The organism is Bartonella sp. AU15XJBT (assembly GCF_028618615.1).
Lineage (GTDB): Bacteria > Pseudomonadota > Alphaproteobacteria > Rhizobiales > Rhizobiaceae > Bartonella.
In genome coordinates, this window is the sequence record NZ_JAQITG010000016.1 from 21,675 (window position 1) to 34,456 (window position 12,782).

Below are 12,782 nucleotides of genomic sequence, written 5' to 3' on the forward strand. Positions count from 1 at the left end.
AAAAGATTTCATTCGTACTCCCTCACAGATGCCATGGCGCAATAAAATTTTTAAAGGAGATTGTGTTGCCGTTTTAGAAAAATTGCCAAAACATTCCGTTGATATGATCTTTGCGGATCCCCCCTATAATTTGCAATTGGATGGGGCGCTATACCGTCCAGATCATTCGCTTGTTGATGCGGTTGATGATGCATGGGATCAGTTTGAGAGTTTTGCTGCTTATGATGCTTTTACCCGCGCATGGTTGCTTGCGTGCCGTCGTGTGTTAAAACCCAATGGAACGCTTTGGGTTATCGGATCTTATCATAATATTTTTCGAGTTGGGACAGCCTTACAAGATTTGGGTTTTTGGATGCTTAATGATATTATTTGGCGCAAAAATAATCCGATGCCTAATTTCCGAGGGCGCCGCTTTCAAAATGCCCATGAGACGCTTATTTGGGCTGTGCGAGATCAAAAAGATAAAAAGTATACCTTTAATTATGATGCCCTAAAAGCAGCAAATGAAGATTTACAAATGCGTTCAGATTGGCTTTTCCCTCTCTGCACTGGAGCTGAACGTTTAAAGGATGATGCAGGGCGTAAATTACATCCAACACAAAAACCACAAGCGTTATTAGCGCGTATTATTATGGCTTCTAGTAAACCGGGTGATGTTATTCTTGATCCGTTTTTTGGTTCGGGAACAACGGGTGCTGTTGCCAAGCTCTTAGGGCGTGATTTTGTTGGGATTGAACGTGAGCAAGATTACATTGATGCAGCATGTGAGAGAATTGCGGCGGTTAAACCTTTAGCGCAACCAGAACTGGCGATTTTGGATAGAAAAAAAGCAGAACCACGTGTAGCATTCAATAGTTTGCTTGAAGCAGGTTTACTCTATCCTGGAGAAGTTCTTTATGATCGCAAGAAGCAAGTATCTGCTATTGTAAGAGCTGATGGTACGATCATGCATGGTGGTGAAGCAGGTTCCATTCATGCAATGGGAAGAAAGGCTCAAGATTCACAGAGTTGTAACGGTTGGACTTTTTGGTATTATGAGGAAAATGGACGGTTGAAGTCCATAGATCATTTAAGGATGATCATACGTTCACAAATGTTAAAAACGGGTGTCTTATGAACTAAGATGATCGCTTCATTTTATTGACATGTGTAGCCGCTCTTAATTGAGAGAGACATGCGGGCAATTTATGCCTTTTTAAGCGTTATCTATATGCTAGTTTTACTTGCAAGCGGCAAGCGAGTGTTTTTATGTGTCTTGTCGAAGAACTTAAAATGAAGAAGTTTCACTCTATGTTCTCATTCAAGTTCCAAAATAGTCAAATTATCAATCGAGATACTTTTGTGAAAATGAAATAATAGGATTAAAAAATTCGTTCAGAAGTTCAAAATTAAGTGTTTTGGGGGAGGGAGAATGTATATCTATGGATGTGCGTGCAATATTGCAATATATGTGACTTATAAAGATAAGTTGGAATTGTTCAACTTGAATTATAACCCACCGAATATCGTGAGATTTTCTCATTTCAAACCTATTTTATATTGAAGCAATCAAAATCACTTTCTTGCGTATCATAAGCGGGGGCGGGTGAGTAAAAATTGCTAAAGAAAGGATTAAAAATACCTCTTATGAACTATCTCAAGTGCCCAAGGGTTGTCGACAACATTGGAGATTGGGCAAAGTGTGTGATGGTGCCGGTTTGCTCCTTATATTAAGTGAAAAGAGGATAAATCCTGAAATTTAAATCTAAGATTTCTAAGCTTTTCTATCCCTTCTTAATTTTTATCTGTAGAAAAAATTGATCATTTCACTTCCTTAAATTTTTCTTTTACAGAGGAAGAAATAGTCACTAGAGATAGCACAAGTTTCTGTGAGCAAAAATTTTATAGGGAAGGTTATTAAAATCTGAAAGAATTGGGAAGTGCTATGGAGATTGCTTTTTTCATAACAGTAGGGAGCGCTTCTTTGGCAAGATGCTGAATGTTGCACCACCAACCATTATCACAATTCATTTCATGAATATCCTCAGTATAGTAAACATCGAGTTTTAGAGAGAAGTGCGTAAAAACATGGGTAATTTGTCCTTTGAATTGCCAATTGGCAGTAAAGGGTGCGTTTTGGAGCCCATTTTCATTGTTCATGCCAATATTATTAGGAATTTGGGTCATTCCGCCAAGGAGTTTTTGCGTCTGTCGTTTTTCCAAATAAATTTGTCTCTTTTTATTAAGGACCACAAAAGCAGTACCTGTTTTTGAAGGGCGTTCTTTTTTAGGAGCTTTGACTGGAAAAGCTTCTGTTTGTTGCATCTTTGCGGCTTTACATAAACTTTGAAGAGGGCAGATATAACAAGATGGTTTGCGTGGAGTACAAATTGTTGCTCCCAAATCCATCATTGCTTGAGCAAAGTCGCCAGGACGATTTAAAGCAGTAATTTTTTGTGTTTGTTCTTTAATTTCAGCTTTTGCTTTTGGTAATATTGAAGTGATAGCAAAAAGGCGAGCGACCACACGTTCAACATTACCATCAACCACTGCTACAGGGTGGTTAAAAGCAATTGCGGCAATGGCCGCGGCCGTATAATCTCCAATACCCGCGAGAGTTCGCAATGCTTTTACAGATTGTGGAAATTGTCCCGCGTAGTTTTCAACAAGCTGTCTTGCACATTTTTTAAGATTACGTGCGCGTGAATAATAACCAAGTCCAGCCCATGCTTTCATGATGTCTTCTTGTGAGGCTTTTGCTAAAGAAGAAAGATCAGGCCAAAGTTTCAGAAATTTTTTAAAATAGGGCTTAACCGTTTCAACGGTTGTTTGTTGAAGCATGATTTCAGAAAGCCAAACTTGATAAGGATCAGGACGGATACCTTGTTTTTGCTCTTTGGGGGTAATCCGCCATGGGAGATGTCGGTGATTTTGATCGTACCAAGAAAGGAGGTGCGAAGAAATTTCATACATGATTGTTTTCAAGCATAGGGAGATGTAAAATGCAAAAGAAAAAAGCATTTATTTGGTAATTCATATTTTTTGCTCTTTATATTTTTATTGTCGAGATTCTGGTGAGGAGAGAATTTCTATTGTGTTGATATTTTATAAATTGGGAAAGCGATAATTTTTAGATGAAACAAATGATTGTAATTGAGTAAATAGTTGAACAATGATCTAAAAATGAGAAAACAACACAAAAAATATGCTTTTTATTCTCTTTCTGAGACGGTATTGAAAATACTTGATCCAGTTTTACGCAAACGGACAGGGCTTAATGTCGCGCTTATAGAGCATTGGTCACAGATTGCGGGCTATGATATCAGTGAGCATACAATGCCCCTTAAAATTATTTGGAAACGTCGCGCAGATCAAGATGACATTTTTAAGCCAGGAACACTTGTTGTCGCATGTGAAGGATTTGCTGCATTAAAATTGATGCATGAAACAGAGGAATTGCTTCATAGAATTAATGGATTTTTTGGCTATATTGCTATTGATCGCATCAAGATTGAGCAAAGGAGTATGCCGGTTTTTATGAATCATATGCCTCTAAAGACAGCTTTGAGTGAAAAAGACAAAAAATGCTTGGAAAAAATGCTTGAAGGAATTGAAGATAAAAGCTTACGCCAATCACTTTATGAACTTGGCTGTTGCATTTTCTCGGAAAAAAATAATAAATAGCAAGATATTTTATATATTTTTCTTTAATATATGAGAAAGCATTGGATTCCTATTCGTTTAATAACAACAGAAAAGTATTATTTATGGTAAAATATCGCTCTTTTTTATCTTTCGGAATAATTTTTCTCTTCATAACGATTGTACAAAACAGTGTAACAGTTGCTTTAGCTCACGGGGTCAAACCCGTTGCAACAGTGGATATGGCTGAGCTTCTTCAATCGGGTAAAGTAAAGGATCGCTTTGAGGGAGAGGTGGATGCACCAGTCATCATTGTTGAGTATGCTTCGTTGACATGTACGCATTGTGCGCATTTTTATAATGATATCCTTCCTCAAATTCGTAAAAAATATATCAAAACAGGAAAAGTGAAAATGATTTTCCGCGATTATGCTTTTGATCCTCGGGCAACAGCAGGTTTTATGTTAGCACGATGCGCACCAGAAGATCGCTATTTTCCTTTGATAGAAGTTTTATTTCAAAAACAAAATGAGTGGGTTTGGGGAAAAGATGCTCTGACACCGTTAAAAAAAATTAGCTTAATGGCGGGTTTTACAGATGAAAGTTTTACTGCGTGTCTGAAAAATCAGTCCATTTTAGATGAAGTGAATGCATCTTTTGAGCGTGGTAAAGAACTTGGTGTCACAGCAACACCTACTTTCTTTATCAATGGTGATAAATATGAAGGTGCTATGAAAGTAGAAGAGTTTTTTTCGGTGATTGATAATCATCTTAAAAACTAAATTTTAATCTTCCAGAAGGTGGATAAGTGAGACTTGTGGTCCTTTTTCTTTTGGAAGGATTGGTATTATGCATTTATGAAGCGATATTTTTTGTTTTACCGATTTTAAAATCAAAACATTGCTTTTAAATGAGCCTAGGTTGAATGATGTTTTGACTAACATGGGAGGATTTGTACAATGAAAAAATGGGTTTATAGTTTTGGAGATGGCAGCTCAGAAGGAAGGGCAAGCGAGCGTAATCTTCTCGGAGGTAAAGGCGCTAATTTGGCAGAAATGAGTAATCTTGGTTTGCCTGTACCGCCCGGTTTTACTCTGACAACAGAAGTTTGTAATTTTTATTATGCCCATGACAAATCATATCCAGAAGAGCTACAAGAATCTGTGAACAAAGCACTAAGACGCGTTGCTGAACAAACAGGACGTGAATTTGGCAATGAACAAAGACCACTTTTGCTTTCTGTTCGTTCAGGGGCACGGGCTTCTATGCCAGGGATGATGGATACAGTGCTGAACCTTGGCATGAATGATGAAACTGTAAAAGCGATTGCTTTACAAGCCAATAATGAACGTTTTGCTTATGATAGTTATCGGCGTTTTATCCAGATGTATTCTAACGTTGTTTTGGGGTTAGACCATTCGTATTTTGAAGAGATTCTTGATGAAGCAAAAGCACGCAATGGTTATACTATTGATACAGAAATGACAGCAGATGATTGGAAGAATGTTATTATTTCTTATAAAACCTATGTTGAAGAAAAATTAGGAAGCCCTTTTCCACAAGATCCGGAACAACAGTTATGGGGGGCGATTGGAGCCGTTTTTTCAAGTTGGATGACAGCACGCGCAGTTACTTATCGTCGTTTACATAGCATTCCTGAAAGTTGGGGAACGGCAGTTAATGTGCAAGCGATGGTTTTTGGTAACATGGGAGAAGATTCGGCAACAGGTGTTGCTTTTACACGCAATCCGTCGACAGGGCAAAAAGAACTTTACGGTGAATTTTTAGTAAATGCGCAAGGAGAAGATGTTGTGGCGGGTATTCGAACGCCTCAAAATATTACAGAAAATGCACGTATTGTTGCTGGTTCAAATAAGCCGTCTTTAGAAAAAATCATGCCCGAAGCTTTTTTGAAGTTATGTCAGATCGCACAAAAACTTGAGCAGCATTATCGGGATATGCAAGATCTCGAATTTACCATTGAAAAAGGTAAATTATGGATGCTGCAGACTCGTTCAGGAAAGCGCACAGCGCGTGCGGCTCTCAAGATGGCAATTGAAATGGTTGAAGAAGGGTTAATCAGTCGTGAAGAGGCTGTGATGCGTATTGATGCAAAATCACTTGACCAACTTTTACACCCAACATTGGATCCCAAAGCAGAACGTTTGATTATCGGACGTGGTTTACCGGCTTCTCCTGGAGCCGCAACGGGTGAAATTGTTTTTACTTCAGAAGAGGCAGAAACAGCATTGGCAGAAGGGCGCAAAGTTATTTTGGTTCGTGTAGAAACAAGCCCAGAAGATATTCATGGTATGCATGCTGCTGAAGGAATCTTAACAACGCGTGGCGGCATGACAAGCCACGCTGCTGTTGTAGCGCGGGGGATGGGAAAGCCATGTATTTCTGGTGCTGGCAGTGTGCGAATTGATTATAACACAAATACACTGCTTGCCTCAGGAGAAAGTTTTAAAAAGGGTGATATTATCACGATTGATGGTGGAAGTGGGGAAATTTTCAAAGGGAAGGTCGCGATGTTGCAGCCTGAGCTTTGCGGAGACTTTGCAAAATTAATGGAATGGGCTGATGGGATGCGACGTATAAGAGTTCGCGCCAATGCTGAGACACCATCTGATGCCCGTATGGGGCGTTCTTTTGGGGCTGAAGGTATTGGTCTTTGCCGTACGGAGCATATGTTTTTTTCTGGTGAACGTATCGTTGCCATGCGTGAAATGATTTTAAGCCATGATGAAAGTGGACGTCGCAAAGCATTAGCCAAGCTTTTGCCAATGCAGCGTTCAGATTTTAGTGAATTATTTGAAATTATGTCTGGTTTACCTGTGACCATTCGCTTGCTCGATCCACCACTCCATGAATTCTTACCAAAAACCGATGCAGAAATTCTTGATGTTGCAAAAGCTATGGGCGTTTCTGCTGAAGTGCTTTCTGAACGTGCACAGCAGTTGCACGAATTTAACCCTATGCTTGGGTTACGAGGATGCCGTTTAGCTATTACTTATCCTGAAATTGCCGAAATGCAAGCGCGGGCGATTTTTGAAGCAGCAACAGAAGCTGCCCAAAAGTCCGGATCTTCTGTCATGCTTGAAATTATGGTACCACTTATTGCACTTAAATCTGAACTCGATTTTGTAAAAGCGCGTATTGATGCGGTTGCTGAGGAAGTGATGAAAGAAAAGGGAAGCACTATTCAGTATATGGTTGGGACCATGATTGAGCTTCCAAGAGCAGCGCTTCGAGCCGATGATATCGCTGAAACGGCGGAATTTTTTTCATTTGGAACAAACGATTTGACACAAACTACTTTTGGAATTTCCCGTGATGATGCTGCTCCTTTTTTGGCAACCTATTTTCAAAAAGGTCTTTTAGAGCTAGATCCTTTCATATCTATTGACCGTGATGGTGTCGGAGAACTGATTAGCATTGCTGCACAGCGTGGACGCTCAAAGCGTGCAAAAATAAAATTGGGAATTTGTGGTGAACATGGAGGCGATCCTGCTTCTATTGCCTTATGTGAAGAAAATAACCTAGATTATGTGTCATGTTCTCCTTTTAGAGTTCCCATTGCTCGCTTAGCAGCAGCACAGGCCGCAATAGCAAAAAGGATATAATGGGTTAATATTTTTTATTGTATCGTTACTCTTGAAATAAATTTTTATATACATTCTTTTTATTTCCTTCCTTAAGGAAAATAAAAGCACTTCTAGAATGCACTATAAGTTATATCACGTGAAGAAAGTATATTTTTGAGAGATTTATGAGAGAAAATATAAAGCAGGATAGAACAAAGATGTATTATTAATATACTTTCAATATTGACGGGACTTTTGATAGAGAGTGACCCACTATTGTGTAGTTGATTCACACATTTGCTTTTTAATAGGGGGATGGTCTTCTCACCCAAAACAGAATGTTCCAAACAAATGCATTTATTTTGTGCATTTATGGACTGTTTTGAAGAAACGTCTTTTAACCCATTTCACGTCATCACTCGTGAAATGGGATTATTTAAAATTCCCTGAAATTATAAAATCCCCCCCAGTGTTTATAAAACCCACTGTACGCTATCATCTTTACGCTTGTGAAGGAATCTAAAATTTATATAAGATATTGATTATAATAATAATAATTTTAATTTTTCATATTGAATGAGAGTCCCAACTATCATAAGATTTTCTTATTTCAATTTCTTTTATAATTGAATCAATCAAAACCATATTTTTTGCTCTTTACAGGCCGGGAGAACCACGTAGATAAAAAATAAAGCAAGGATATGCCTCTTATGAATCGTTTCAAGTGCCAAGAGCTATCGCAACATTGAAGGTAGGTACAGTGTGGTAATTGCTTCACAAGCGTCAAGATGATAGCGCCTAGTGGAGCTGCTATTATATTATTCATAGGCGTTATTGCAAAATGGGCTTAGGTACTTTGAGAGATGCTTCTCTAAAGAAAGCCTCGTGAATGGCAAAGTATATTCCGTTTGGGACACGTTTTGTTTTACGTGAGAGGGTGAACCTAAAAAGACACGTGATAAATAAAAGTGTGAGAAATAAGCTCCATCATTTATAAAAGAAAGCACTGCTTTAGATATCTTGGAAAGTCGTAAAGCTGAATGAAAAGAAAATGGTCAAGATGAGAAGTGGTTTCTATCCTTAAAACTTTATATTCTATCCAAATTAAGCTTCCTCCCTGTTTTAAGAGATTACACAAACAGAGATATACAATACGTTTGCACCCATTTGGCATTAAAAGCTACAAGAGCAGAGAAAGTACGCTCTAGTCTTTATCACAAACATGCGATTGAATGAGGATTGAATATTTCTTTACAAGCAATAACAAAAGCACGGTTTTTTTAGAAAACAATGCCATAAAATACAAAACTTTTCAGTAATGAATTGGAGAAATGTGCCGGCTTTTTTAAAACACTTTGCAAAATAAAAACCATAACGCCATTGATTTTTCGCCCACTTATTCTTACAGGTGTTCATACATATTCTTTGCGTCATATTCACAAAATCAAATTGACAGTAATATGGATAATTTCTGGCTCGAGAATATGAAAGGAAGGCGTGATGCAACAACAGAATTTCGTATTCATTTATCATCAGAAGCAATAAAAATTTTAAAACAAGTGCTTTGCTCTCTTACAATGATTTCTTTTTTCTGTAACTGGTCGTGCCCTCCTTGCGAGCAAATTATATGATTGAATATGGAATGTGTAAGAAAACCATTCTGATTATTTAATATAAAAGGGGTTGCGGTGGAGGAATATTTTTATATTGGGGGACATTAAATAAGCAGATGATAAATGATCATTATTAATCAAGAGATTGTTTTTATAATAATAGATGAATACGCTTTAATTTAATAAACCAATTTCACGCATTTTCATCAAAATTGTGTGGTTAATTTTTCCCGTGATAGGAAGATCAAACATTTTTTGAAACTGTTTTAAGGCTTCTATCGTCTTTTGATCTTCTATTCCTGTGACAAGAACTTCTTCATGACCAAAATTACGTAAAGCTTTTTGCACCTGTAAAATATCTTCAACAGAAAGATCTAAAATAGCTTCTTTCGAATTTGTTATATTTCTTGTTGTTGTATTATTTGCCATTTCTATTTCGCTCTGTTTAATTAATATCGCAATTTCATCTGTTGTGGGATTGGATAAAACATTATTTTGCCTTTTTTGAGTAGCTTGTTGTTCCGATAAAGCGATGGCACGACGCGTTTTAGGTCCATCCAGTCCATCTAAAGGTCCATCATAAAGTCCTAATTCTGCGAGTTCTTTTTGCTTTTCCAGCATGCTTGCTGATTGAGGGGGAAAAGGTGAATTTGTGTGGTGATGATTTGGAGAATGGAGTGAAGTTACACGAGAGAATTCTGGTGATTTTGCTTCTTTTTCGGATAAATTAGAGTTTTTTCCTATACTTTGAGCAGAAGAAAACGTCATTTGAGTTAAAATATTTTGATGTGTTGTCATTTGTGAAAATAAAGCATTAAATGAAACAAAGAAAAAACTGATGATAAAAAGAAGAGAGCCAACAAAAAATAAAGTATTTTTTCGTGTATAGAAATAAAGAGTTTTTGCGATCCAAAAAATAAAATGAAAAATTATCAGGAGAAGAGTGATAAAAATACTACTATGGTATTTACGCTGTTTTACAGTTTTTTTTCGGGACGTCTTTCGCTTTTTTGCCATTAGTTTTGATTTTCAGTTGCGTTTATTTTTCACAAAGAAACGAATGTAAATTATTTCTTATTTCAAGCTAGAAAGAAGTGCATTGATATTATTGCTTTTTCCTTTCAAACTTCTCAAATAAGCAGTTTCATTATATCCATTTATAAGTCGATAAATCAATAAGAGCTCTTATCAACTTTTATCAATTTCATATTTTACAAATCTTTAATATGTCAAAGAAAACACCAAATGATTAATACTCAAGATCATGTTGATGTTTTCAAACGAGCATTATCACATCTAATCATCTAAACAATAATACATTCTCCATTTTTGGAGCATATGTTTGCCTATTGTTTAAAATCAAGTTGAGAATATTTTCCTATCACGCTAAACTAATGATAATCATCATTATTCTTTATAATTTACATATAGAGGGTTACTTATTCGTAAACGGTTTGGTAAGAACGATTATCTCTTAATGGTATTATATTTTTGCATAAATTCCTTCTATTCATATTCAATAATTTTCATAAGTATTAATTAAATTGATGTTTACAATGTTATAGAAAAATCTTGGCTTGAGATGAAATTATAAGAGATGCATCTATTTTTTGAATATTTTTATCGACATGTTGATCATTTTCATAACATGCCAGTAAAAATTTTATAGACAATATAAAATATTATAACGACAGAGAGTCCAAATAACAAATTTTGACTCTCCTTTAGCCCTTTCAACGAAGCTTAAAATGATGGATTATTATTTAAAATAAGTATGTACACAATAGAGAAAATAAATTGGATATGTGTGTAATTCTTATCTTATCGCTACACTTTCTTGTGGAATAAAAGGCTAAAAATGCGGGGTGTAAACTTCCTACTCCTTATGCACGATTATGATTATCTCTCTTATTTTTTATCATCGTTCATTATATATAATAAGCTTTTAACTATATGATATTTCATCATAATTTTGGTGTTATTTTTTTTACCGAATAGACAATGTATCCCATTTTTATACAGCGACATTGTAATCATATTTATAAAAAAGCCAATGATATAGGACCAATAAATGAGTACTCCATTTTATAAAAAAATCATTTTATAAATTTTTTATAAAGAAGCAGTGTGTAAAATACTCCTTTTATTGCATTTACCACTGCACTACATTGATTGCCCATGATACGTTTTTTAATCAAATTATCATTTTTTTTGTTTTTTATTTTTATCATTATTTCATTTTTTGTAGCAAATCCAAGCAGTAACCATTCTTCTAACTCAAAAAATAATGAGATAATAACAAGCGATGTGATTATTGCTTTTAAGGAAGCTTTAAATGACTTAGGAACATTTTGTGATCGTAATATAGAAACCTGTAAAGTAGGGAAGTCCTTTTTAAGTTTACTTGGCGAACGCGCATATTACGGTGCAAGAGCTGCTTATGAATATTTAGGGCACATATTAGGGAACAAAAATATATAGATATTCTCCCTAATGCTTCTCAAAAAATGGAAATACAAGAATTCTTACAAAATCATACAATGTTATCCTAAAATAAGAATTTTTAACGTTCTTCATATTTGTTATGTTAGGAAAAATAAATACTTATCTATCAATAAATATATTCAACATGATTATTAAAAGGAAACAGGACTAAGATAATGGCGGAAACAATCAATAATATTATAGAGAACTTTTCGCTTTTGGATAATTGGGAAGATCGTTATCGTTATGTCATTGAGCTTGGCCATGAATTGCCGCCTTTTCCGGAAAGTGCTCGAAACGATGCCCACAAAGTTCCTGGTTGTGTCAGCCAAGTGTGGCTTTTATCGTCACGTAATAATTCAGAAGACCCAATCTTAACATTTCAAGGTGATTCTGATGCCCATATTGTACGTGGACTCATTTATATTCTTCTTGCTTTTTATTCAGGTAAAAAAGCCTCTGAAATTCGCAACTCTGATGCTCAAGGCCTCTTTGAAAAACTTGGTTTGAATGAAAATCTTACACCTCAACGATCCAATGGTCTGAAATCAATGATCAAACGAATTCGTAACGAAAGCTATATATAACTCCCCTTCTAAAAATTGCGACACACACAAAAAAACACCACAGAAAATGTGCATTCTAAAAAGCAATTTTATATATAAATTTATACAGAAACCATAAAATATGACTATTTAGCTTTTTTCCGTTTGCTTTTGCGTCCAAGGCCCATTTCTTTGGCTAAAGCTGATCGTGTTTTTGCATAATTAGGCGCCACCATAGGGTACGAACTATCTAACTGCCATTTTTCACGATATTCCTCTGGCAACATCCCATAATGTGTCATGAGATGACGTTTGAGAGATTTGAATTTTTTTCCATCTTCAAGACAAATTAGATAATCAGGAAATACTGAACGCTTTGGATTAACGGCAGGCCTTTGTTTTTCGACTTCGGCTTCTGTTAACTCTAAATTCCCTGCTTTACGAAAAGCAGCATGGACATCAGCAATCAAACTTGGCACTTCAGTCGGTCGAATAGAATTATTACTCACGTAGGCAGCAACAATATCAGCAACCAATGTAATAACTAAATTGCTTTCAGTCTCTAAGACTGCACGATGTTCCATTCTTGTTTCCTTTAATTCAAAATCGAGTAATTCAAAATCGAGATATAGTGCATATACTCATAATATAAAGATCTCATGCACATGGGTTTCATATTGTACAAAAATCTTTTTTGTCAATTCAATTATTCTATAAAATTGCCAAAACACAAAAAAATCAAATAAACACCTCTTTTTTGTCATAATATACAATAAGAAAAACGAAATTCTCACATGTTAAAATATGATTTTATTCTATCACATATCATACATAATATGTGATATATCACAAATATAAAAAAATATAAGATAAAATTTATTTATTTTTTTTGAGAATGTAAAAATAAAATTACAAATTATAAAAATACAATA

The 12,782-nt window shown here is 35.6% G+C and carries 9 protein-coding genes; 6 read left to right on the plus strand and 3 right to left on the minus strand.

The features are described 5' to 3' along the window. Positions 1–28: 28 nt before the first annotated feature. Positions 29–1,117: a site-specific DNA-methyltransferase gene (locus PVV57_RS07365; RefSeq protein WP_373925582.1), complete on the plus strand. Its 1,089-nt coding sequence runs from the start codon at positions 29–31 to the stop codon at positions 1,115–1,117. 779 nt (positions 1,118–1,896) lie between these two features. Here PVV57_RS07365 and mutY read toward each other — a convergent pair. Further along, positions 1,897–3,000, minus strand: coding sequence for an A/G-specific adenine glycosylase (gene mutY / locus PVV57_RS07370; protein WP_273717666.1), 1,104 nt, complete (start codon positions 2,998–3,000; stop codon positions 1,897–1,899). 162 nt (positions 3,001–3,162) lie between these two features. Here mutY and PVV57_RS07375 point away from each other — a divergent pair, with 162 nt between their 5' ends. The 3 genes from PVV57_RS07375 to ppdK all read left to right on the plus strand — a co-directional run bounded on the left by PVV57_RS07375 (position 3,163) and on the right by ppdK (position 7,247). Beyond that, on the plus strand, positions 3,163–3,663 hold the full coding sequence (locus PVV57_RS07375; RefSeq protein WP_273717665.1) for a DUF721 domain-containing protein: 501 nt from the start codon (positions 3,163–3,165) through the stop codon (positions 3,661–3,663). An 83-nt stretch (positions 3,664–3,746) separates the two neighbouring features. Next, a complete protein-coding gene (locus tag PVV57_RS07380) occupies positions 3,747–4,403 on the plus strand; it encodes a DsbA family protein (protein ID WP_273717664.1) in 657 nt (218 codons plus the stop codon). A 177-nt stretch (positions 4,404–4,580) separates the two neighbouring features. After that, positions 4,581–7,247, plus strand: a complete 2,667-nt coding sequence (gene ppdK / locus PVV57_RS07385; protein WP_273717663.1) for a pyruvate, phosphate dikinase — start codon at positions 4,581–4,583, stop codon at positions 7,245–7,247. 1,748 nt (positions 7,248–8,995) lie between these two features. Here ppdK and PVV57_RS07390 read toward each other — a convergent pair. Then, positions 8,996–9,838: a peptidoglycan-binding domain-containing protein gene (locus PVV57_RS07390; RefSeq protein ID WP_273717662.1), complete on the minus strand. Its 843-nt coding sequence runs from the start codon at positions 9,836–9,838 to the stop codon at positions 8,996–8,998. Between the two features lie 1,161 nt (positions 9,839–10,999). On the opposite strand from PVV57_RS07390, the gene PVV57_RS07395 reads away from it, so the two are divergent. Continuing rightward, positions 11,000–11,302 carry a DUF5330 domain-containing protein gene (locus PVV57_RS07395; RefSeq protein ID WP_404977247.1) on the plus strand — a complete coding sequence of 101 codons (303 nt, stop codon included), beginning with the start codon at positions 11,000–11,002 and terminating at the stop codon, positions 11,300–11,302. Positions 11,303–11,481: 179 nt separating this feature from the next. Continuing rightward, on the plus strand, positions 11,482–11,892 hold the full coding sequence (locus PVV57_RS07400; RefSeq protein ID WP_273717661.1) for a SufE family protein: 411 nt from the start codon (positions 11,482–11,484) through the stop codon (positions 11,890–11,892). 104 nt (positions 11,893–11,996) lie between these two features. Here PVV57_RS07400 and PVV57_RS07405 read toward each other — a convergent pair whose 3' ends face one another. Beyond that, a complete protein-coding gene (locus PVV57_RS07405) occupies positions 11,997–12,434 on the minus strand; it encodes a MucR family transcriptional regulator (RefSeq protein ID WP_273717660.1) in 438 nt (145 codons plus the stop codon). Between the last annotated feature and the right edge of the window lie 348 nt (positions 12,435–12,782).